The organism is Caulobacter sp. GW821-FHT09H08 (assembly GCF_059415885.1).
The window spans coordinates 245,324-268,685 of the sequence record NZ_JBWKOC010000001.1 but is presented as its reverse complement, the minus strand read 5'-3'; the positions used below and the strand labels follow the sequence as shown (position 1 = coordinate 268,685).

Sequence of the window (23,362 nt, the reverse complement as noted above, 5' to 3'; positions counted from 1 at the left end):
CTAGGTGGCATCCAGGACGATTGCAATCCATCTTTGGGCGGATTAGTTGAGCGGTCCTTGTGTCGTGGAATCGCCTATGCCGCTTATCCTGCCGCCCCAAGTTCCGGGCCTCGTCCAGCCGGTTCGCCTCGAACAAACCTGCTCGACACAGACTGTCTCCCCGGCTGGATCGCTGCGAGCATCGTTCAACGCAAAAGGCCACGAGGCCACGGATTACGCGGCGGTCTGGTCAAGTAGCGTCCAGCCGAACCCGGAGATTTCGGGACAGTTTGCTCAGGCCTTGCCGGGCGCGACGGAGGCGCCCTACACCGCCTTGTTCGAAGTGAAGTTCAATCCGAGCCGCATCGACCAGCTGCGCGGCAAGAAGCCCCTGTTTCGGGTACGGTTCGCCGACGGCAGCCAGCAATCCCAGAAGGTCGTCGCCTTCCCCAAGACGGTGTCGGCCACCGGCCCGGCGATCCAATCGTTCGTCTTCAAAGTCGCTTCGCAACAGGCCTTCGACGCCGGGCTCGGCGTCGTCGCCTCTGTCGAGCTGCCGTCCGGCGGCAAGGTCATGAGCGCGACCTTCGATCGAGCGGCCGTGAGGGCTCCGGCGGAGCTCCTGACCCAAGTGAAGAGGGCGCCTTTTGCCTGGAACGGTATCGAGCGCTGGACCTGTACCTACAAGGGTTCGAAGTAGCGCAGATTGGGCGACAGGCCATCATCGTCAGCGCGCCGCGCTCGAACTACTGCACAAAGAACGGCAGAGGCCTTCGAACAAGGGCCGGATCCGCCGCTAACGCCGACTGAAACCAGCTTTTCGGAACCTGGTCCACCGACGCGCCGTATGCTGCGCGGACTGGCGTGCCTTTTGATGGGCTTGGCTTTGATGGCCGCGCTCAGGCTCAACATCGCCGCCAGCAGCGCTCTCTGGAGTTCACCATTAGCTGCTTTCGGCGTCGCCGACCTCGTATCCTAAAGGCTAATGAAGCGTAGGGAAGGTTGAGGCCGATGGTCTAGATCGCGCCACTAGCCGACCTTGGCACCGCTCCAGATTCCGGACATTTAAACACCGGCGCTGATTGCGGCCAGCGACGATGAGCATTGAATAGATTTATACTCATCGCGATTCGAAGGACGGGCATTGGAACAGAGGCCTATTGCACGTCGCTCCTCGCACGACCGTAATTGGCTCTGAATATCTTTAGAGATATCCGTGAATGACGCTAGAATTCCAAGCGCGTCATCACAGCCGAGATGGGTTGGTGGATCCAGTATTCGACCCGCATTTTACCGGTAAGGGTCTTTAGCGCCCGCGCATAGGCGGCAAGCTGCCCCGCCACCGTACACAGCCGCTCGCCATCGACCTGCAGCGTTCCCGGAAAGCTCTTATGGTCGATGATCGCATAGCCGTCGCCCAGATCGATCAGCAGGTCGGCGCGCCCGGCCAGAACCTGCAACCCGCTGAGCGCATGGATGGGCCATTCGGCCAGTTGCGCCGGCTCACCGAACCGCTCGCCGGTAAAGGCCCGCAAGCGATCGGCGATCGTCACTAGGTCGTCGGCCGGAACCTGCGGCACACCCCAACGCATCAGGGTCTCCTGCGCCCGCGCCAGTCTCGTCTCGCGCGCCGCCTGACCGTCATCGACCGCCAGATACCGGTGGATGGCTTCACCCAGCAACTGCAGGTCCGGATCGCCGACGAGAACGATACGCTCGCCCAGTCGCAAGGTTTCGGCGACCACGACCGCGCCGTCGGCCAGCACCGCATCGCTCGGACGGATCCGCAACGGCGGATGCAGCGCCGCCATCGTCTCGGGCCGGGCATATTCAACCGCGCCCGTCGGCGTGGCCGGTTCAGCAGGTTCGGGCGCGGCGCGCGCGGCAAAGGTCTCCGAGCCTGCCCCGACCGCGTCCAGGTCGAGCTTGATCAGGGGCAGGTCATCATCGCTGGTCAGTTCATCGAGCCATGCCTGGGCGCCGCCGGTGGTCGTCAGCGCAAGATGGTCGCGCGGCCTGGTCAGCCCCACATAGAGCACACGGGTGCGTTCCAACTGCTCGTCGATCAGGGCCGCCTGACCCTCCAAACTCGCGGGCGCGGTTTCGTCCAGGCCCACGCCTTTTTGCTGTTCGCCATACGGCCATGGCCAGAACCGCAGCACCCGCTGGGCCAGTGGCTCACGCCAGTCTGGCTTGGCCGCATCGACCGCGATCATTCCGAAAGGCGATCCCTTCGCCGCGGCGTCAAGCTCGCCGAGGATCACGATCGGCCACTCCAAGCCCTTGGCTTTGTGGTAGGTCATGATGTTGACCGCATCGGGATGGCGACTGGCGGGCTGTTGGGCCTCAGCCTGGGCGGCGATCCACTGGCAGACGCCCGTCAGCGTCACCGCCTGACGTTCGGCCTGCTGCTCCGCCTGATAGGTTTTGATCCGCTCCCGGAGCGCTTCGAGATTCTGCAGCCGCTGCTCGGCCTCGCCCCAGCGCAGCATCGTCGCCAGCAAGGTCGGAGCGTGCAGCAATGCGTCGAAGATCTCCAGCGGCGTTAGTTGATGGGCGCGCGCCCGGATCGCTGCGAGGGCCCCGGTGAGCGGCAGAGCGGCGGTCAGACTCGCCCGCGCGTCTGCATCGAACACGGCGGTGAACCAAGCATCGTCATCCGTCGCCAGACGCGCCAGTTCGGCCAAGGCCAAGGTGTCGCTGGCGTCGGCGATCCAGCGCAGCGCAGCCAACGAGAACTCGACTTCCGGCTGATCGAGCAGGCCCGCCCGCTCAACGGCCACCCGTACTCCTTGCGCCGATAGCGCGGCCGCCAAGCGCGAGATTTCCTTGTTGCCACGGCAGAGCACGGCGATGTCGCCGCCCCGGGCCTCGCGAACCCCGCCCTTTTTCAAAGTCACCGGCCAAGCGCCCGGCTCGGCCAGCAAGCCGGCGATGCGACTGGCCAGGAGCTCCGAACGCAGATCCTTGTTCTTGCCGGCGATGCTCCAGACCGAAAGCGCGGGCGGGGTGCCCGGCGGCTCACCGCGCTCCCAGTCCTTGAACTTGACCTCGTCCTCGGTCATGCCCACCCGCAGCATGTTAGGCGCGATGGCCGCGTTGACGAACTTGGCCAGGCTCGGACGGGTGCGGAACGAGCGACGCAGATAGCGGGTAGCGCCGCCGGTCGCCGTGACGATGGCCGCCGAGGCCGCGCTCGTCAGCGCCGGATCGGCGTCGCGGAACCCGTAAATCGATTGCTTGGGATCGCCGACCCACAGGTTCTGCCCAGCAATCTGCGACAGGGCCGTGAAAATAGCGATCTGGATCGGGCTAGAGTCCTGGAACTCATCGACAAACACAGCGCCGATCAATTCGCGCAGACGCGGCCCATTGGCCGGGTCGCTGATGATGTCGAGCGCCAGCATCTCCTGGTCGGTGAAATCTAGCAGGCCGCGCGCCTGTTTATAGGCGGCGAAGGCGCTCAGGCATCGTGCGGCGCAGTCGAAGATCCGCTGAATATAGCTTTCGATGTCCGCCCGCAGCCCGGGATGACGGGCGTGGGCCGCAGCTGCGGCCTTGACCTCGGCGAACATCGCCGCATCGGTCTTGGTCGCGCCCAGTTTCGCCAAGCGGGCCCAATCAGGCCAGGCGATCCGCTCGCCCGCGGTGATCGCACGCAGCGCCCGTTCGACGATCGGAACGTCCTTGTCGAGCGTGCCGCCCTTCAGGATCGCACGGCTTGCCTCGATCCGTCGCGCGCACTCGGCCAAGGCGTTCGCGAGCGCCGCATCCAGCACCTCGGCCGTCTCACCAGGCGCGGCCGCTGGCAACAGCGCCAGAACGCCCGCGGCCGAAAAAGCGGCGCAATGGGGTAACCGCTCCGCCGGCACGCCGTTGGAACGCGCCAGATCGACGGCCCGGCGCACCTCGTCCTGCCAGCCGCGAACATAGCGCTCGTGCAGCACGTAGCCGCGCGCCGGGACGGCGAAGCGCTCCGCGATCTCGGAAATCCCCGCGCCGCAAGCGTCAATGACGGGTCCCGTGGCCCGACCAAAGACCGCCTCTTGGCTCTCCTCGGCGATGACCTGGGTCACGGGCGAACGCCCCAGCTCGAAAGCAAATTCCGCGATCAACGAACCACAGACGGCGTTGACCGTGCCCACCCGCGCCGAAAGCATGGCCGCAGCCAGATCGGGTCGTCCCCGCTCGATCAGCGCGGCGCGTATGCGCCCCTGCAATTCGGCCGCGGCGGACTTGGTGAAGGTGGTCGCCAACAGGCGATGCGGCGCCAACCCGCCCTCGATCGCCGCGACGATGTCCTCCACCAGGCGATAGGTCTTGCCGGTCCCGGCGCTGGCGATGACCGTATCAACACGGCCTTGGGAAACGGCCTCGTTGGTCATGCCAATCCCCTTACGCGGCACAGGGTGGAATAGTCGCAGCGATCGCAGCGCACCTCGCGTCGAAGGGTCAACTGGCCAGGCAGTAGAGCCTCCACTCCCTCCACACCCGTCGCCAGAAGGCGACCTGTCGCCGCGCTCTGTCGCCAGATCGCCCAATCGCTTCGAATACCGTCCCAGGTCTCGGCGAAGGATCGCGCGCCCTCGACCGAACGGCCCACCAGGCCGCTGCCGCGAAGCGTCGCGAACTGGCGCTGATTGAGCAGATAGTAGCCGGCGCGATAGGGCGCATCAGGTGAAAGCAGCGCGCCATAGGTCGCCAACTGCACCGCCAGTCCCGACTTGAGCTCCTCGATCCGATGCCCCTCGCTTCGGGTCCACTTCAGATCGACGATGACCGCACGGCCAGCAGGGTCGCGGGCGACTAGGTCGATGGCGCCCCGCAGCGCGAGCAGCGCCTCGAAGGACCCGCTCACCTGCAGCTCGGCGGCCTCGACCACCAGGTTGTTTTCGGCCAGGGACCGGGCGAGCGCCGCCATGGCCGCCGGCAGGCGCTGGCGCGCGATGTTGAGGTCAACGGCCGCCTCGGGATGACGCAGCGGCGCGGCAAGACGATCGATCAGGCCGTCCAGCAAACCCGTGGCTTGCTCAAACGCCGCCTGCGGATCGGGCGGCGCTCCGGGGGCGAACACCTCGCGGGCAATCGCGTGTGCCAGATTGCCCAACAGCCGGTTGGCGTCGGGAATCGAGCGGACCCGGCCTGGCTGCAGGCGCGCGACATGCCGTAGCGCCCACAGCAGCTGACAAGATAGCAATCGTTCCAGCGACGTCGCCGACTGGGTCGCTTCATCGACGCGCGTGGCGAACCCAGCCGGCGCAGCCCATTCGAAACGGGCCGTCGGCAGCGGGCGGGCCGCGATAGGAGCTCGCTCCAAAACCGCCCCCGCCAGCGCCAAGGTCGGTCCGCGAAGCGCGGCCTCCAGCGTCACGGGCTCCGCGAGCGCGTCGAGCGCCGGCTTCAGACGATGGGCCAACGGATGGAGTCGTTCGTCACTGCTGCAGTCCAGGCCGCCCGTGAACAGCACCAGCCGGTCGCGGGCGTTCAACACCGCCCGCTCCCACCCCGCGCTGGCGGCGGCGGCGGCCAAGGTTGTCTCGTCGGCGGGACAACCGGCGGCGAGGAGTTCATCGCGCTCAACCTGTGTCCACGGCGCCCTGCCTGCCCCTTCCTGGGTGGCCACGAAATTCCACCACGCGACGGTCGAGCGTGGGGCCCATATCGCGCCGGCATGAGCGACACTGCGCCAGGCCGCCGCCTCGGGCGCGGCCTCGGGATTGACCAGCCCATCGGCCATGGCCTGACCGATCACTCGTTCCACCAGCAGCCTTGGCAGACGATCACGGCCGAGCGCCGCCAGGGCGCTGCGAACCTCGCCCGCCAAGCTTGCGGTGGCCGCATGCAAAAGCTCGCCCGTCGCGCCATGACGACGGGCGGCCCAAGAGGTCACGCGATCGCAAAGCGCCAGCGCCTGCGCCAAGGCCATGCCCGCGACCGGATCGGCCGCTTGCGGTTCCGTCCAGGCCCGCCACCGCGCCAGCCGCGCCTCGATCGCCGCCATCTCATCGGCCTGGCCTTGGGCGCGCTCGCGCTCCTGGTCTTCAATCGCCGTCCAGGCCGCCGCCCATTCAGGCCCGCCCCGTCCTGGCGCTTCCATCAGCGCGGCGGCCAGACGTCCGGCGGCCCGCGGGGCGATGGGCGAATCCGGGAAAACCAGCAGCTCCATCAAGGCGTGCGGATCGAAAGGCGCCCAGGCGCCCTTGAACGCCAGCAGCAGCAATTGCAGCGAGCCACGATGGACCGAGCGCCGGCTGCGCCCCGCGCGAGGCTGCCCCGCCGCCGCCAAGCCATGGTCGAGAAGGTCGGTATCCGCCTCTTGAGCGATCAAGGTCGTTGTACCATCGCCCTGCTGGGCGAACCACTGGCCAACGATCTCGGCGGCCAGAGGCTCGCTGGCGGCCGAAGCGAGCGTCACCGTGCCATCGGCCAAGTCCGCATCCGTGATCGTATACTCACCCAGCATCCAGCGTTGAAGCTTGCCCAACGCGCTGTCTGACGGCGCGGCGGGGGACGCAACCATCACCTCGATCGTGCAGCCCAGCACGCCCAGGCGCTCAACCAGCCGTTGTAGGGGCGAACTCAAGACCGCCGGCGGATCCATCATACGGATGCGGGCGAGCGGCGCCTGGTCAATGACCTGCAGCGCCGCCAGCACCGCCTGGACCCGATCGGACAGGCCTGCGGGCAAGTGCTCGGTCGCGCGCGCGGCCTCCGCCAGGTCCTTCAGGCGCGGCGCGACCCAGGCGCGATCAGGGCGCCAGCCCAGCCCGACCAAGGCGTCACGCCAGCCAAGCAGCGTCTGGGCTGTGGACCAAGGGTCCGTGACCAGCGATCGCGACCAGAAATAGCTGCCGTGCAGGCCTTCCAGCGCGGCCTGAAACGCCGCAACCCGAACGACCTGCGGCTTGACGGGGCCGCCAAGGCCCAGGCGCGTCTCCAGGAGCTCGACCAAGCCCAACGGCCCGATCACGGGCTGTCCGAGCCCGCCGTGTTCGCCGCCGCCGTGGTCGGGGCTTGCGCCGCCGTCCGCCCAGATTCCAAAAACGACGTCCATCGCCCGCTCCCCGTCCGCCTCTTTTACCGCCGCGCCTGAGCGCCGCAGCCAATACGGTTGCAACTAGCTAGACCATAATCGCCAGAGTTGTCACGGCGCATGACGGCCAGCGGATCGGGCGCGGATCGCCTCATCGAGGATAGGCGCATTCGCGCATGCCACCGCAGCAGGTCACGCCGCAGGTCTTGGCGTACTGGCGATACCGCGCCATCGCCCGCCGCCGGCGCCGCTCGGCGATGACCAGCTCCAGCAGCAAATTGCGCTGGATGCGGCCCCGCGGCGTCTTGGGCTTTCGCAGCCGGCGGGCGCCGACCCGTCCGCGCTCCCCCAACAGGCCCAACCCCGTGCTGGTGATCCAGGACGGCTGGCCGAAGTAAGCTTCCCAATAGGCCTCCTCGACATCGAGCCGCCGCGCCACCTGCAGGGCCCGCAGATGAAATCCGCCAGCCTCGCCGTGGTCGAGCGCGTTCCGCGGCGGCCAAAGCCCGGTGGCCTGGGCGATGGCCTGGCACGCAAGGAATTGCGACAGGTCCGACCACCAGGCCTCGGCGGCCTTGAGGGTGGTGATCGCTGGCCGGCGAAGGCCAAGGCAGAAGGTCTGATCGCCCTGGATGTGCCGCTCGGGGCAGGCCTTGGGCAGCAGCGTGCCCGGAACCACCTCGCCGACCGTGGGCGAAACGGCCGCCCGAATGGCCAGTTCCAGCCCGGGCGCGAGCCAAGGCTCGACCCGAGCCGTCCCGACAAGACGCTGGGCGTCCTGCGCCTGGGCGACGAACCAGTCCGGGGCGGCTTGCGCTAGCAGGTCGAGCGGCGCGGTCACAGGCGGGCGTGGGCCTGCAAGGCCACGTGACCGCGCGCCACCGCCGGCGCGGCGACACCCTGCAGCAGGCCCTGAGCGGCGGCGTAGGTGAGATTGCGCGCCATCCGGCCCGAGCCGAACAGCTGCTGGACCATCACCCCGCCCTCTCGGTAGGCCCGCTCGCCGATCGCGGTCTCGGCTCCGCCGCAGGACGACTGCATCTCTTCGGACACGCAGGTGGCCTTGCTGGACGAACAGCGGATGCTCGCCTCGCCGCGCACGCCCAGGCGACCGATCGGCGTTGCGCCGTACTCGACCCCGATGGCGATGCCCAGGCTCTCGATGCCGCTCAGGACCCGCTTGCAAAGATCGAAGGAGGAGCGGATCCCGCCGGCCGTCAACACGGCCTCCCGGATCGTCTCGCGCGGATCGACCTCACGCGCGCCGCCCACGGCGAGCACGCCATGCAGACAGTCGCCGATGAACCGGATCTTGCGTCCCTTGAAATCGGCCTGCAGCACCGCGGCCATCTCCGCGCGCAGGACGTGAAGGTTGGTCACGGCGCGGGCCACCTGGCCGGTCTGCATGGCGTTGTCGACATAGGCGGTGAAGCCGTCGATGTCGGCGAAGAGCGAGGCCAGGGAAATGCGGATCGTGTTGCTGGGCGGATGATCCTTGAAGTCGATCGTCCGCAGCGGCGGCTCGCGATAGTGGAAATTGAAGACCGCGGGCCGGACGCCGCCGCTGGCCTTGAGCAGGGCGTCCTGATCGGCCACGAAACCGGCATAGGCCTGATCGAAGCGCCGGCGGAAACGACTGGGTTCGCCGACAGCCCCCTGTCCTAGCATCCGGCGTTCGACCTCTTCGGCGATCCGGCTCGGATACAGGGTAGGCAGGCCGCTGCGGGCTCGGGCCGCCCGGGGCGTGAGATAGATGCCCGGCTCCTCCCCGGCGGCCAGCTTGGCCGCGTGATTGGCGGGCGAGCCGATGAAGAGTGGTTCGGGTTCGCTCCGGCGCCCGCTGTTGACCGCAACCGCCGGCCCACTGTCGATACCCACCCGCACCGCCGTGGCCAGCTCGCCGCCATAGCGACGTCCCGCCAGGGCCACCATCTCGCGGAAAGCCGCAGCGAAGGCGATGGCCTTCTCGATCCGTTCCCCCTCGTTGCTGGCGCCTTCCGGCGTCAGCACCACGGCGTGCAGCCGCGAGCCGTGGAAATCGACGCGCTCGATTTCAAATGCGGCAAGCAGGTGATCGCAGGCGCTGTAGTGCAGGTGCAGCAACTGCAGCGCCCGGGCATGGCTGGCTTCGGTTTCCCGGCCCGCCTCCATCAGGGCGGCGTTATAGTCGAGCAGGTTGGCGTAGACATGCACGCCATGGGTAGTCACAGCGCGGTTTTGCGGGACGAACCAGGCGCGTTCGGTGCGTCCGCCGCCGAGCGCGGCGGACGCTTCGACGACCTGGCGGCGCGTGCGCATGTAATCGGAGAAGTCGGCGACCCGCATATCGCCTTCAGGTGCCGACTGGCGGTGCTTGGCGATACGTTCAAGGGCGACGGATTGAGACCAGGCCATGTTCTTTCCTTTCCTACCGGCGAACGCCGGTGCGTTTGATGTGCTCGGCGATCTCGGTGCAGACCGGCCCCAGTCGCGGACGCAGGTCTTCGACCTTGCCCGGCGGATAGGTGAGCGTGGTGATGCCGCGCAGGTCCGAGGAGAGCTTGACCTGCGCGTTGCGCTGTTCGACCAGAATGGTTCGATCGCGGCTTAGCCGGCCCATGAACAGGCCCAGCTCGAAGGTGACGTTGTCGCGCGGGATCAGGCTGAGGTGATCGCGCGACAAGGTCACGTCGTCTCCGGCGATCACCGCAATGGCGAAATCGCATTGGTCCAAGGAGCGCTCCAAGGACTCGATAGTGTACTCAGAGGCGCGGAACACACCTTCGTCCCAGCGCGTCACCAGCATGTTCTCATATGAAAGGCCTGTCTGAACGGCCTTGGCGACGTCCAGCGCTTCGACCGAACTGATCAGGAAGACCCTGGGTTGGTCGTTGGCGGGTCGGATCAGGGTGTTGCGCTGCCGCAGCCGGTGAGCCTGCTCGATCGCGATTTCCTTCCAGACGGACGGATAGGCGTCGGCGATGTCGCTGAACGCGCGCCCGTCGACCCGCCAGGCGACGCCCGACTGCTCGACCACGATCGAAGCCGAACGGCGCAAGGTCGGGTCCAGCGCCGCGATCTCGCCGACATGATCGCCGGACCTGCGCTTGCTGACAGGCACGCCGGTCACTTCGGCCCGGCACTCGCCGGCCAGGATGAAATAGACCTCGGTGTCGTCACCGCCTTCGGTGATCAGGGTCTGGCCGTCGGTCAGCGGAACCGCCTCGCCGGCGTCCGCCAGCGCTTGAGCCAGCGCGACATCGCCGGCCACCAGCTTGGCCTTCCGGAGAGTTTGGACCACGGCGCGATGGCCATCTTGTCCTGAAAAGCGCTCGATCATCGCCACGTCCTGTCCCATCACCACTTCCACATGCCGCACGATGGTTGCCCCGCCGGCCAAAGCGCGCCACTCTGGTCGCGCATGCAAACTAGATGGGAATGAATTATATTCCCATCTAGTACCGAGATGGGAATATTTTTTATGCGTAAGCCCGACGAGTTTCCGAAGGCGGTCCAGCGCCGGTTCGAGTTCATCGAGTGGAAGACGTTCTGGGACGGCGGCGTACGCCGCGAAAGCTTGGAAAAGGCCTTCGGGATTTCCACGCCCCAGGCCTCGGTTGACCTACGCCACTATCAGGAAATCGCCCCGCGCAACCTCGACTACGACAAGCAGGCCAAGGCCTATGTCGCCGCGCCACGGTTCGCCGAGAAGCTCCTGGCTCTCTCGGCCGACAGATTGCTTCTCCAATTGCGCGCCTATCTGATGGGCGCGTTGCGCAAGGACGACCTTTGGTTTGCGACGCTGCCGACGGTCGACGCCGTGCCGGACATTGTCCGCACGGTCGAACCGCAAAAACTGCGTGGCTTGCTGGCCGCCATCCGCCAACGCCAGCAGATCACCATCGAGTACCAATCGCTGACCAACAGCCGCCGACGTCAGATCGCCCCTCACGCCCTGGCGTTCGACGGGCACCGCTGGCATGTGCGCGCGCTCTGTTGCGAGAACGACGATTTCCGCGATTTCGTAATCACCAGGATCGGTGAGCTTGGTGACGCCAAGCCGGCCGACTTCGATCCCGCCGCCGATCATGAGTGGAACCGCACCATCGAATTGCGGCTGGTCCCCCACCCTAGCCTGACGCCGTCGCAGCGCCAGGCGATCGAGTGCGACTACGGCATGGAAGCCGGCGTGCGGGTCATCAACATTCGCTTGGCCCTGACCTTCTATTTCATCAAGCGGCTGAACCTGGACCTGGAGCCCACGCTGGGTGAAGGCAAGCTCAGCCCTCAGCGCCTGCAGATCCAGTTGGAGAACTATGCGCAGGTGCGGCAGGCCATCGAGGCGGCCCAGACCGAGGCGGCGGCTCAGGTGCGGGCGCGCAAAGCCTTGAAAGCCATGGAGGGCTAGAACGCATCAGAGCCACGCGATCGCGAGCCCTGCCCCGCCACCGCATCGGACTCATGACAACGCCTCCGTTGACGAATCAACGGAGGCGCTTTGTCGTCAGCTGTGGATGCTAGGATCAGGCGCCGCCGGGGAAGCGGAACGGGACCTTCACCGAGCCGGTCTTGGCGCCCATCGGCAGTTTCTCGGCGATGCACATCGCGGCCTTGTCGAAGCCCTTACCGGCGGCGCTGTTGTCGACGACCTTGCACTCGCTCAGCTTGCCGGCGTCGGCGGTGCATTCCAGCATCACTTGCGCCGCATCGCGGGTGTTGGCGAACTGTTGCAGGCAGCGGCCCATCTGGTCCTCGAAGCCGCCCGCGGCCGACGCGGTTTGGGCGACCATCAGGCTGGCGGCGAAACCCGCGACGATGGCGATCGGATACTTCATGGCGCATGCTCCTGGAAGGCAACGTTCAATGAGCAGCGTCTTCGCAGCCGGGCCCTAAGGAAAAGCCAAGCTTTGCGGTTAATCATTTCCGTAAATCATGAACGCCGCGACCGGATCTGCGACACGGCGGCCCATAGGGTTGCGCACTAGCCCACGAAATGGACCCCGGCCATCGTCTGCGTCAGCACAACCCCCTTCTGCAGCACGATCGATTGCTCAACCTTCGCTCGATGCTAAGGTCAAGCTGAGGGGGAGTCGCACGTGCTGTTTGGTGTTCTGGATCCAGAAATCTTCACGGTCCTCTCCGGCCCCAATCGCCGGCTAAACGCCAAGATCCTCCTGAAGGTCTATGTCGAATGCTTTCGCTCGGACTTTCGCTTCCCTTCCCAAGCTGAACTCGTCGGCGTGATCTATGCCGGCCTGGCCGAACACGGCGAGCTCTGGCGTGACGACGATGACCTGGCCCCGCTCGACGACATCGCCGCGCCCAAGGGCCGTCGGTTCCGTCGCCGGCGGCGTCACGAAACCAGCGACGAAGCCACCAGCGTGGCCATGGTGCGGGCCCGCCAGCTCTATGGCCGACTGGTCGACACCGGCTGGCTGTCGGAGACGCGCTTTGGCCTGCGCACGACCGTCGCCATGCCGGCCGGGGCCCTGCGCCTGGCCGAACTGCTGTGTAATCTGGACGAAGGAGTCGCCGAACCCCTAGGCGGCCTGATCGTCGAGGTCCGCAACGCCCTCAACGCCGTTCGCCTCAACGCCGCCGAAAGCGCCCTGGGCCTGAACAAGGCCGCCCGCGACGCCACAGCCTTCGCCCGCTACCTGCGCAGCGTCCTGGCCATGCTGCAGGACGTCGATCGGCAGGTTCTCAATAGCACCACCCTGGCCGAACGGCTGCACCACTATTTCGATGACTTCGTCGAACGGGTGCTGCTGCGCGACTACGCCACCATCCTGACGACCTCGCACCCCTACCGCTTTCGTCGCCGGATCCTGGAGACCTTGCAACAGGTCGAGGACAGCCCCAGCGACCTATCGGCCATCGCCCAGGCCTATCTGGACGCTCGTCTGACGTCGGACATGATCGCCGCCCAGGACCTGGTGCAGGACGATTTGGACAAGATCCGCCGCGTATTCGACAGCATCGACGAGGCGTTTGAACGGATCCAGCAACACCGCTCGCGCCTGGAACTGCGCCTGCGCAACACCGTGCGCTTCGCTGGCCGCCGCGTGGGCGTGTTCCTCGAACGCAGCGAGGCCCTGATCCAGCGCCTGGACCGCCTGCAGGCCCTGCCCGACCAGCACGCCACGCTGGCCCCGCGCGGCCTGCTGTGGACCCAGCAGACGCCGCTGGCCGCCGAGCTGATGGCGCGCCCGCGCGGGCCGCGCTCGGCCGTGACCGGCGGCGCGATCGTTCTGGTGTCGAACGATCCGATCTGGGAACTGCGCCGTGACTTGGAACAACGCTATCTGGAGCGCCTGACCGTACGCCCCGCCCAGGTCCTGCGGTTCCTGGAGCGCCGCGTTCCGCCCTTCGGCCAAGGCGAGGCGGCCGATCTGTCCATCGAGACCATCGACGACTTCCTGGCTTTCGACGCCGTGCGTCAGGCGGCCAATCTCGCCATCGCCGGGGTCCAGGACGACACCTTCACCCGCCGCCTGCTTGAGCACTTCCGCTTCGCGCCCTCGTCGCTGGCGGTGACGCAAAACGCCTGGCTGCGCTGCTCAGGCTTCCAGATCCGCCGGATCGCCGACCACGTCACCCTGGAGGACGAGCTTGCTGCTTGAGTTCCAAGCCCTGGACGAACGCCTCTGGCCGCGGGTCAGGACGGCCATCGGCCGCCTTCTGCGCGACCAGTTCGTCCATACCGACGACCACGGCTCGCGCTCGATTCTGGAAACCCTGCACTCGGCCAAGGTCCGCACCTTCCTGGAATCCTACTTCGATGCGGCCGGTTACCGCATCATCTTCAACCAGATCGAGGGCTGGGCCGGCCTGCTGCCGGACCTGGAGACCAACAGCGCTCCGCGCATGCGCATCGACGAAACGCTGTTGCTGCTCCTGCTGCGCCGGATCTGGGAGGAAGCGGTTCAGACCGGCGACCTGCAGACGCGGGCCTGCGTGCTGATCACGCTCAACGAGGCCTACGACGCCTACCAGGATATGCTGCGCAATCGCCGGCCGGCCCTGTCGATCGGCGATTTCCAGACAGTGCTGCAAAACCTCGAGCGGCGCGCGGTCATCCGTCTGGGGCGCTTTGACGAAGAGCTGCAGGATCGCGAGCTGTCCATTCGCCCCATCGTCACGATCCTGGCCGGGGACGACTTCATGGCCGTGCTGGAACCCCTGCTTACGCGCCCTGAACTGGCCGACGACGACCTGGACGAAGACACCCCGGCGGAGACCGCGCCATGATGCAGCTGAGCCGCATTTCGCTGATCCAATGGCATCTGTTCGGACGAGCCGATCTCGACCTGGAAGGCGACGGCGCCATCCTGGGCCGCAATCGCTCGGGCAAATCGACCCTGATCGACCTGATCCAGGTGGTGCTGACCGGCGGCTCGGCGTCGTTCTTCAAACTCAACAGCTCAGCCGGCGAAGGCGGCAGACGCTCCGACCGGACCTTGAAGGGCTACTGCCTGGGGCAGATCGGGGTCGACAGCTTCCTGCGCAACCAAGGCATCACCCACATCGCCCTGGTGTTCGAGGACGAGACCCGCCAGCGTCGCCCGGTCACCGTCGGCCTGTGCATCGAAACCCCGCCCGGCGAGGACGCCCACGTCGTCGGCCGCTACGTGGCCGATGGTTTTGCGGCGTCATCGGAGGATTTCGTCGAACAGATCGACGATCAGACAGCGTCCGCGCCCTGGTCCGTCGTCCGCGCGCGACTGGAGACGGCTTGCCAGGCGGGCGGCGGCAGCCTGATCTGCTCCAACAGGTCCATCGGCCACGTCCGCGAGCTGATGCGGCTGCTGTTCACCCATCGACGGTCGCCCGATGCCGACCGCTTCGCCCGCGCCTTCGTCCTGGCGCTGTCGTTCGAAGAGATCCGTTCGGTCCAGGAGTTCGTTCGCAATCATCTGCTGGCCCGCAACGACATCGACATCGGCGAGTTGCGCGCCTCCATCCAGCGCTACCGCCAGATCCAACGTGAAATCCACGAACTGCACCGCCGCTTGGAGGCGGTCCGCGTCTTGCAGATCGAGGTCGAACGCTTCGTCGATCTGAGAACCCGCGTCGATATCAGCGCCGGCGTCAATCGCCTGGCCGAACTGCTGGAGTCGACCGCGGCGCTCTACACGCAGCTCGGCGACCTGAAGACCGCTCAAGCCGGCCTGATCTCCACCACCGACGAAATCTCGCGCTACGACGACGAGATCAAGGCCGCCGAAGACGAACTGACGAGCTTGCAGAACCAGCTGGCCATGAACAGCCAGGCCGGCCAGCGCGGCTATATCGAGTCGGAGATCAAACTCTTCCGCCGCGAGCGCGACGGCTACTTGGCCCGGGTGCAGGTTCGGTTCCTGGCCGCTGCGCGCGCCTGCGGACTGCTGCGCATGCGCGAACGCCTGCCACCGCTCAAACTGGGTCAGGTCCTCAACGCGCTCGAGCAGATCAAGACCGAGAGCGCGGACCTGAACCCGCCCGACTGGCCCCGAAATCCCGTCGCCATCGAAACGGCCCTGGCCCAGGCCGCCCATGCGGCGACGGAACGGCGCGCCAATGTCGCCGAACAGCGCAACGAAGCCATCCGCCAGGTCGCTGAATCCCTGGAACGCACCAAAGACCTGGGCCGGCGCCTGAGCGCGGCGCGCGACGGCCGCACCAGCCTCGACCCCAAGACCGAGGACTTGATCGCCGCCTTGCGGGCGGCCGGCATGCAACCGCGCGCCCTGTGCGAAGTCACCGAGGTCGTCAACGAAGACTGGCGCCTGGCGGCCGAGGCCCTGTTGGGACGCAGCCGCGAGACCATCCTGGTCGCGCCCGAGCATGCGGCCAAAGCGATCGAGATGCTGCGCTCGGGACGAGGCCTCTATGGCCAAAGCCGCGTGGCCAACACCCGCCGCCTGGCCACCGCGCCGCGCACCGCCGCCGACGGAACCCTGACCAGCGTGATGCGCAGCCACGACGAGCTGGCCCTGGCCTATCTGGTCTTCCGCTTCGGCTCAGTGCGCCTGGCGACGGATCAAGCCGATCTGCTCTCCGGCGGGCGCGCCATCCTCAAAGACGGCGCCCACTACAACGGCATCGAAGTGGAAATGCTCAAGGCCTATGGCGGGTTCAAGATCGGCAAGTCGGCCGCGGGCCTCATGCTCGAGGAGCTACAGACGGACCTGAAGGACGAGCAGCAGATCCTGTCGCGCCACGAGGACCATGTTCGTCATCTCGAGGAGGTCCTGGCCCGGCTGGACGAACTGTGCGCGCCGGTCGCGGCGGACGATGATCTTTCCAAGCTCACCGACCTGGTGACCCGGTGCGACGATGATCTGGCCAACCGGCATGCGCGCCTGGCCGAAATCGCCGCCACCGTGGATCCTCAACTGCAATCGGCCATGGATGAGGCGAAAAGCCGAGTGCGTCTCGCGCGCGAGGAAAAGGACATTCTGCTGACCGAGGCGGGCAGCTTGCGTTCGGACATCAAGGCGCGCCAGACCCGATTGGACGGCGGAGAGTCCGAGCTCGGATCACGCTGGCATTGCCGCAACAAGCGCCGCCGCTTCCGCGCGCAGGTCACCGGCCCGGCCGACTTCGCGCTGGTCCGCGCCGCCTACGAGCAGCGCCGCGAGGGTCAGACCCCCGCACGGATCGCCGCTCAGGCGCTCAAGGACGTCGAGCGCCTGAGCGAAGAGCTGAAAGTTTGCGACAACGCCATTCGCGACGGCCTGACAAATTATCGCTACAACTTCGACAGCGCCGCGCCGACGCCGGGCGCGGCCAACATCGTCTCGGAGGTCCGCCCCTGGGTCCAGGCCAATGTCGAACGCCTGGAATCCAACGAGCTGCTGGCCTACCGGCAACAGGCCGACGCGGCCGCCCTCCAGGTGGTCAGCCTGTTTAGGTCCGCCTTCGTGCATGAGCTCAACAGCCGCTTCTCGGCGCTCGAGGACGAGCTGGACCTGATCAACACCGCCCTGCAGGCCAGACCCCTGCACAACGAGGTTTATCGGATCCGCGCCGAGGTCCGCGACGACCTCAAGGGCCTGCATCACTTGGCCCGCGAGAGCGAAACCGATGACGCCACGCTGACGGCGTTGCTGCTCAACGGCGAGGCCTCCGACAGCCGGCACGCCGGCGCCCTGTCCTTCATCGAGCGCCTGCTGCAGGACGAGACGCTCGATGTCGCCGAGTATCAGGACTACCGGAACTACTATCTCTACGACCTGCGAAGCCGCGACGTGCGCACCGGCCATGAGCACAGCTTCGAGCGGCGACGCGGCACCGCCAGCGGCGCCGAACGCCAGGTGCCGTTCTATGTGGTCATCGGCGCGGCGCTGTCGTCGATCTATCACGGCACTCGCCGCAACGCCCCGCGCAGCGAACTGGGCATGGGCCTGGCCGTGTTCGACGAAGCGTTCAGCAAGATGGACGGCCCCAACCAACGCACGCTGCTGGAGTTCTACCAAGAAATCGGCCTGCAGATCGTCATCGCAGCGCCGACCGAAAAACGCGCCGCGGTGATGGAAAACCTTGACTGGGTCGCCGACGTCTACCGGGTCGACAACGCCGCCGCCGTCAAGTGCGCCTACGTCAAAGCCAAGGCACGCGAAGCCATGCGCCAGGCCAATCCCGAACACCTGTCCGAAGAGGACCTACGCGCGCTGCTCGCCAAGGCCGATGAGCCGGTCGCGTGACCCGTCGCCACAGCGATCCCCGCGCGCTAATCAACGATCTGATCGATCGGCTTGAGCGCAGACCGCAAGCCCAGGCCCTGCGCGCCTATCTCGACGAGGACGCCTTCCCCAGCGCCGCGGCGCGCGAAGCCTGCATCGAACAACTCTCGGCGATCGAACGCGAAGGCGGCGTCGCCATCCACCGCAAGCGGATCGACGGCGTCGCCCACATCCTGCATGTGCGCCTGACCAATCCCCAGGTGCTCTATCGTCGCCTGGGCCGCACCCCGGCCGGCGAACGCGCCAACCAGGCGCTAGACGCGTTGCGCACGCTCTATGCCGAAGACGCCCCGCTGACCGCGATCCTGGAGGAGGTCCAGGAGGGCTGGAGTCGCAGCGTCGCCAAATTAGGCCTGGAGACCGGTCGCGCCGACCTGCTGGCCAAGGCCCTGTTGCTGGTCGATGCGCTGCGCGCCCGACACAGCGCCATTGACCTTACGCCCTTGGACTATCGCACCTTCTCACGCCAGACGACCCACGACAGCAAGGCCCTGGAGCGTCTCACAACGCCAGTGCGCATGATCCTGGACCGGTTGGGCCTGCTGGACCCGGACGGCGCGGCCGACGAGCCGTTCTCGGTCTTTGGCCTGTCGCGACTGCCCCAGCCGTTTCTGGTCAGCGGCCCCCTTCAACTCGACGGCCAGGCGCTGCCGTCCCTGCTCTATCTCGGCCTGGACCCGGTCGAAGCGCTTCGGCTCGCCCCAGCCCGACCGGTCGCCTATGTGCTGATCATCGAAAACTTCACCTCATTCATCCGGCACGCGCGCGAACTCAATAGTGAGGGTGACGGCCTGGTGTTCTTCGGCGGCGGGTTTCCCTCGCGCGGCTGCCTGGACGCCATCATCCACCTGGCGCGCCAAGCCCAGGCGCCGACGTTCCATTGGGGCGACATCGATCCTGGCGGTCTACGGATCTTCGTCCACCTAGAGCGCGCCCTGGCGCCACACGGCGTCGCCCTTCGGCCGCACCTGATGTCGCCGACGCTGGTGCGGGCGCGGGGCCAGATCAAGCCGGACCGTCTGCGCGGTCTGAGCGGACCCGCGCCGACCGGCAGCGCCGTCAGCGACCTTTGGCAAACCATCGCCGCGATGTCGCCGGCGCTGGAACTGGAACAGGAAGCGCTGGACCCGCGCCATCCCCTCGCGCCAGGCCTCGATCAAGATCCTTAAACTCCGCCACTTCGTACAGCGCCGACTTAAGCGAGGGCGCGTGATAGCCAGACTGCAGACTAGCCGAACAGAATGTCGATCAGGAAAGAGCGAGGCCTGGTCGCTGCAAGGGCCTGAGCCGATCAGGCCGCCTGGAAGCAGACCTTCTTAACGGAAGCGAAGAGTCAAGAATCGACGTAGTCTTTAGCCGTGAAGTTGCGCGTTCTTGACCTCAAGTTGACGCGCTAGCCCGAAATCCAAAGGTCCACCCTGCCAACGCCCCTCAGCATTGCGGAGGCGCATTCGTCTCCGCGCCAACGCGCGATGGAACAGTAGTGAGGGTGTAAGCAACGGAATATGGAATGCCTCCCTGCCCGTTTGATCGGAGAGGCCCCTTTATTTTATCCGGGAAAAATTATAGCAATCTTATAGTACAGCTGGGCGAGGCGCCCACCACCGCAAGGATCCGCACGCGAGCGTGCTCACCCTAGCCTTAGCCAGCAGAAAGGTCCGAAGCTCAAATTCTGTTGAAAATAGCGATGAAAATCACCCCTGGAGGACCGGCTAAGAGTTTGTTTTCAAAGGATTTTAGGAAAATGGCGCGCCCGGAACGATTCGAACGTCCGACCCTCAGATTCGTAGTCTGATGCTCTATCCAGCTGAGCTACGGGCGCGCACTGCCTTTCGGCGAGGCGGGGGAAATAGCCCGTCCCTTCCGGGGACGCAAGCCCGGTTTGAAGGATAATTTCGAAAAGTTTCGCGCACCGGCGTTCGCCGACGGAAAGAGCCCTGCCCGACTTGGCTTCAGAGAGGCGAAATGAGCGTCTTGGGTGACTATCTGCACGTGACAGCGCCGCTCCGTTGGTGTCCATGGACGGCTTCGAACGGCGGGCAGGCCGTTCCCTGCATTCTCTACGAGGATCCGTATGCGTCGTATCGTGTCGCCTTCCCTGCTCGCTCTCGCCGCCTGTGTTCAACTGACGCTCGCCCCGGTCGCCGCCCAGGCCGAGTCGATCAAGCTGGGCATGCCCACGCCCAAGCCGGTGGTGAACTCCACGACCGCCAAGGGCATGGTCGCCGCCGCCAATCCGTTGGCGGTCGAGGCGGGCCTGCGGGTCCTGCGCGAGGGCGGCAACGCCGTCGACGCCGCCGTCGCCATCCAGGCCGTGCTGAGCCTGGTCGAGCCGCAGAGCTCGGGCCTGGGCGGCGGCTCGTTCCTCATGTTCTACGACGCCAAGACCGGCAAGGTGACGGCCTATGACGGCCGCGAGAAGGCGCCGCACGGGGCCGGGCCGGACATGTTCCTGGACGAGGCCGGCAAGCCTCTGCCCTTCGTCCGCGCCGTGGTCTCGGGCCGGGCGACCGGGGTGCCGGGCGCGGTGGCCATGCTGGCCCAGGCTCAGAAGGAACATGGCAAGGCCGCCTGGAACACCCTGTTCAAGGACGCCGAGCGCCTGGCCGCCGACGGCTTCATCGTCAGCCCGCGTCTGGCCGGGATGATCGTCAGCCGCGCGCCCCAGGCCTCGCAGCCCGACGCGGTGAAGTACTTCACCAAGCCGGACGGCGCCCGCTACCAGGCCGGCGACCTTCTGAAGAACCCGCTCTACGCCGAGACGGTGCGCCGCATCGCCGCCGAGGGTCCCTCGGCCCTGTACGAAGGTCCGATCGCCCAGGCGATCGTCGACCGCGTGAGCCAGGGCGAGCTGCCGGGCACGATCTCGCTGGAGGACCTGAAGACCTACAAGCCGCGCTCGGCCCCGGCCCTGTGCCGCCCGTGGAAGGTCTATACCGTCTGCGTGCCCAACCCGCAGTCCAGCGGCGTGGCCGTGATCCAGGCGCTGCAGATGCTGGAGCACACCGACATCGGCAAGCGCGGCCCGACCGACCCGGTGGCCTGGACGCTGCTGGCCCAGGCCGAGCGGGTCATGTACGCCGACCGCGACCGCTATGTGGGCGACCCCTCGTTCGTCACCGTGCCGGTCGAGGGCCTGCTGGACCCGAAGTACGTCGCCCAGCGCGCCAAACTGATCACCGACAAGGCCGGCGCGGCTCCGCCCTTCGGCCATCCCAAGGGCGCGCCCAAGGTCGGGATCGACATGACCAAGGAACCGGGCGGCACGACCCACCTGACGGTCTACGACCTGCAGGGCAACGTGGTGTCGATGACCACCACAGTCGAGAGCATCTTCGGCTCGGGCCGGATGGTCGGCGGCTTCTTCCTGAACAACCAGATGACCGACTTCTCGTTCTCGCCGAAGGAGAAGGACGGCGCGCCGGCGGCCAACGCCGTGGCGGCCGGCAAGCGTCCGCGCTCGTCGATGGTGCCGCTGATCGTGCTGGACAAGAAAGGCAAGTTCGTCGCCGCCGTGGGCTCGCCGGGCGGCAATGCGATCCTGTCCTATAACGTCAAGGCCATGGTCGGGCTGTTCTACTGGAACCTCAACATGCAGGAGGCCGTGTCGCTGCCGAACCTGGTGGCGCGGGGCGAGAACTTCTCGGGCGACGCCGACCTGTTCGGACCGGAGATGCTGGCGGCGCTCAACGCGCGCGGCGTGGCGGTCAAGGTCGGCCAGTTGGAGACCTCGGGCCTGCACGGCGTGATCGTGCGTCCGGGCGGCGTGCTGGAAGGTGGCGCGGACCCGCGTCGCGAAGGCACGGCCAAGGGGCTCTAGAGGCCCCTACTTTCTTTGTCGCGCGATAGCCGCCGAAACCGGCTTCCACTTTCGGCTATCGCGCTTGCCCTTAAGTGTGGGCCTGGTGCTCTTCCAGGCCAGCCTCGACCTCGGCGCGGGAGAAGACCTCCTCCTGGCCGTCGACCAGCAGCTCGGCGTCGGCCGCTTCCTGCACGGCGACCATGGCCGCCACGCGGCGCAGGGCGGTCGGGGCGTCGGGGGCCTCGACGGTGATCTCGTGGATGGGCGCGTGTTCGGGCGAGGCACCGAGCTTCACCGCGATGGTCCAGGTGGTCGTCATCGGATCCTCCTAGGATGCTGACGCGTCGGCTGCCTTGTCGCCAATTTCCGCCGGAGGCTCGGGCAGCGGCTCGGGAACGCCGGCCAGCGTCAGGTCGAACACCGAACCGCCCGGTCCGGTTTCCACCAGGATCAGGTCGCCGCCATGACCTTGAGCCAGCTCGCGGGCGATGGCCAGGCCCAGGCCCGTGCCGCCGCGACGGGCCGAGCCCACGAACGGCTGGAACAGGTTGTTGCGCGCCCGCTCGGGCACGCCGGGGCCGTCATCGGACAGGCGCAGTACGCTGAGGCCGTCGACGCGGCGCAGCTCGATGAACACCTTGCCCTTGCCGCCCCGGTCCGGCGCGCCCTCAATGGCCTCGCGGGCGTTGCGCAGCAGGTTGGTCAGGATGCGGTGCAGCTGGTCCGGATCGGCCGTCAGTTGCTCGCGCGGGCCGATGACGGTCTGCAGCTCCACGCCCTGAGGCATGAGGCCCGCGTCCTCGGCGGCCATATCGAGGGCCGGACGCAGGGCGATGGTCCGCACCACGGGTTCGGGCTCCTTGGACTTGCCATAGGCCATGACGTCCGAAGCCAGGGTGATGGCGCGGTCGAGGGCTCGTTCCAGGCGCGGCAGGGCCTGGGCCACCTTTGGGTCGCCCAGGGCGGCCAGGCGGTCGGAGGCCATCTGGGCGCTGGTCAGCATGTTGCGCAGGTCGTGGTTGATCTTGGCCACCGCCTCACCCAGCGCGGCCAGGCGCGCCTTGGACGACAGGGCGGCCAGCAGGTCGGCCTGCATGCGGTCGAGTTCGGCCTCGGCGCGGCCGATCTCGTCGCGGCGCTGCGAGACGGCGATGCGGGCGGCCGGATCGTCGGGATCGCCCCGGAAGGCTTCCATCGCCCGGGTGATCCGCTGCATCGGGCGGACCAGGAAGACGTTGAGGAAGGCGTAGACCAGCAGGCCGGCCAGGCTGGCGAGGAAGAGCGTCACGCCGGCCAGCTGCCAGAAATAGCCGACCAGCTTGGCCTTCAGCGGCGCATCGGGCAGCACGACCTCGACGAACTCGGCCTTGCGGAAGCGCGGCTCGGCCATCACGCGGACCATGGCGCCCTTGGGGCTGGTCAGGGTGAAGAACGGGGCTGCCAGCCACGAGCCCGGATTCTGGCGGCGCAGGTCCACGAGATAGGGCGTCTCGAATGGCTGCTTGGGCGGCAGGACCAGGCGCCGGGCGCCGTCGACCTGGACGGCGACGGTGACGGCCCCAGCCTGGTCGAACATCTGGTTGGCGACCGCGTCGCTGACCCGCAGCTCCGGATCCGATTCGGCGATGGTCGAGGCCAGCTCCCCGGCCCGCACGCGGTCCAGCAGCCACTGCTCCTCGAAGGCCGCCAGGGCCGGGGGCAGGATCAGCAGGCCGCCAAAGGCGACGACGATGGCGGTGAACAGCAGCAGGCGCGCCGACAGGCCGCCGGGCCACGGAAAGCGCTTCCGGGGCGGGGCGGGACCAGTCTCCGACGGCGGAACCGTTTCGACCATCCGGGGCG

General features: G+C 67.1%; 15 protein-coding genes and 1 tRNA gene. 7 read left to right on the top strand and 9 right to left on the bottom strand.

Annotated features, from left to right (window positions below; genetic code table 11):
• Positions 1-76: 76 nt before the first annotated feature.
• Positions 77-679: a hypothetical protein gene (locus tag AC07NN_RS01420; RefSeq protein WP_494637366.1), complete on the top strand. Its 603-nt coding sequence runs from the start codon at positions 77-79 to the stop codon at positions 677-679.
• A gap of 526 nt (positions 680-1,205) precedes the next feature.
• On the opposite strand, the gene AC07NN_RS01415 is transcribed toward AC07NN_RS01420, so the two are convergent.
• The 5 genes from AC07NN_RS01415 to AC07NN_RS01395 form a co-directional block, all read right to left on the bottom strand.
• On the bottom strand, positions 1,206-4,364 hold the full coding sequence (locus AC07NN_RS01415; RefSeq protein ID WP_494637365.1) for a UvrD-helicase domain-containing protein: 3,159 nt from the start codon (positions 4,362-4,364) through the stop codon (positions 1,206-1,208).
• Positions 4,361-7,033: a PD-(D/E)XK nuclease family protein gene (locus tag AC07NN_RS01410; RefSeq protein ID WP_494637364.1), complete on the bottom strand. Its 2,673-nt coding sequence runs from the start codon at positions 7,031-7,033 to the stop codon at positions 4,361-4,363. Before AC07NN_RS01410 ends, AC07NN_RS01415 begins: the two co-directional genes overlap by 4 nt.
• Before the next feature lie 130 nt (positions 7,034-7,163).
• The gene (locus AC07NN_RS01405; protein ID WP_494637363.1) at positions 7,164-7,853 is read right to left on the bottom strand and encodes an E2 domain-containing protein; all 690 of its coding nucleotides are present in this window, start codon (positions 7,851-7,853) and stop codon (positions 7,164-7,166) included.
• Positions 7,850-9,406, bottom strand: coding sequence for an adenylate/guanylate cyclase domain-containing protein (locus AC07NN_RS01400; protein WP_494637362.1), 1,557 nt, complete (start codon positions 9,404-9,406; stop codon positions 7,850-7,852). The genes AC07NN_RS01405 and AC07NN_RS01400 overlap by 4 nt, the downstream gene beginning before the upstream one ends.
• A gap of 13 nt (positions 9,407-9,419) precedes the next feature.
• Entirely contained in the window at positions 9,420-10,349 is a 930-nt protein-coding gene (locus AC07NN_RS01395; protein WP_494637361.1) for a TIR domain-containing protein, read from the bottom strand.
• A 123-nt stretch (positions 10,350-10,472) separates the two neighbouring features.
• Here AC07NN_RS01395 and AC07NN_RS01390 point away from each other — a divergent pair, with 123 nt between their 5' ends.
• Complete coding sequence (locus AC07NN_RS01390) at positions 10,473-11,399, top strand: helix-turn-helix transcriptional regulator (RefSeq protein WP_494637360.1); 927 nt, start codon at positions 10,473-10,475, stop codon at positions 11,397-11,399.
• 115 nt (positions 11,400-11,514) lie between these two features.
• On the opposite strand, the gene AC07NN_RS01385 is transcribed toward AC07NN_RS01390, so the two are convergent.
• Entirely contained in the window at positions 11,515-11,826 is a 312-nt protein-coding gene (locus AC07NN_RS01385) for an energy transducer TonB (RefSeq protein ID WP_494637359.1), read from the bottom strand.
• Between the two features lie 261 nt (positions 11,827-12,087).
• Between AC07NN_RS01385 and AC07NN_RS01380 the strand changes: the two genes are divergently transcribed.
• Genes AC07NN_RS01380 through AC07NN_RS01365 form a run of 4 tightly spaced genes read left to right on the top strand, consistent with a single transcriptional unit; the run spans position 12,088 to position 18,887 of the window.
• Positions 12,088-13,614 carry a Wadjet anti-phage system protein JetA family protein gene (locus tag AC07NN_RS01380; RefSeq protein WP_494637358.1) on the top strand — a complete coding sequence of 509 codons (1,527 nt, stop codon included), beginning with the start codon at positions 12,088-12,090 and terminating at the stop codon, positions 13,612-13,614.
• Positions 13,604-14,242, top strand: a complete 639-nt coding sequence (locus AC07NN_RS01375; protein WP_494637357.1) for a DUF4194 domain-containing protein — start codon at positions 13,604-13,606, stop codon at positions 14,240-14,242. The genes AC07NN_RS01380 and AC07NN_RS01375 overlap by 11 nt, the downstream gene beginning before the upstream one ends.
• Positions 14,239-17,679 carry an SbcC/MukB-like Walker B domain-containing protein gene (locus AC07NN_RS01370; protein WP_494637356.1) on the top strand — a complete coding sequence of 1,147 codons (3,441 nt, stop codon included), beginning with the start codon at positions 14,239-14,241 and terminating at the stop codon, positions 17,677-17,679. The genes AC07NN_RS01375 and AC07NN_RS01370 overlap by 4 nt, the downstream gene beginning before the upstream one ends.
• Positions 17,676-18,887, top strand: coding sequence for a Wadjet anti-phage system protein JetD domain-containing protein (locus tag AC07NN_RS01365; protein WP_494637355.1), 1,212 nt, complete (start codon positions 17,676-17,678; stop codon positions 18,885-18,887). Before AC07NN_RS01370 ends, AC07NN_RS01365 begins: the two co-directional genes overlap by 4 nt.
• A 576-nt stretch (positions 18,888-19,463) precedes the next feature.
• Here the strand turns inward: AC07NN_RS01365 and AC07NN_RS01360 are convergent.
• Positions 19,464-19,540, bottom strand: a tRNA-Arg gene (locus AC07NN_RS01360).
• Between the two features lie 252 nt (positions 19,541-19,792).
• Here AC07NN_RS01360 and ggt point away from each other — a divergent pair.
• Positions 19,793-21,538, top strand: a complete 1,746-nt coding sequence (ggt, locus tag AC07NN_RS01355; RefSeq protein ID WP_494637354.1) for a gamma-glutamyltransferase — start codon at positions 19,793-19,795, stop codon at positions 21,536-21,538.
• Between the two features lie 70 nt (positions 21,539-21,608).
• Here ggt and AC07NN_RS01350 read toward each other — a convergent pair whose 3' ends face one another.
• Positions 21,609-21,839, bottom strand: a complete 231-nt coding sequence (locus AC07NN_RS01350) for a hypothetical protein (RefSeq protein WP_494637353.1) — start codon at positions 21,837-21,839, stop codon at positions 21,609-21,611.
• A 9-nt stretch (positions 21,840-21,848) separates the two neighbouring features.
• Entirely contained in the window at positions 21,849-23,354 is a 1,506-nt protein-coding gene (locus AC07NN_RS01345) for a sensor histidine kinase (RefSeq protein ID WP_494637352.1), read from the bottom strand.
• Positions 23,355-23,362 lie beyond the last annotated feature (8 nt).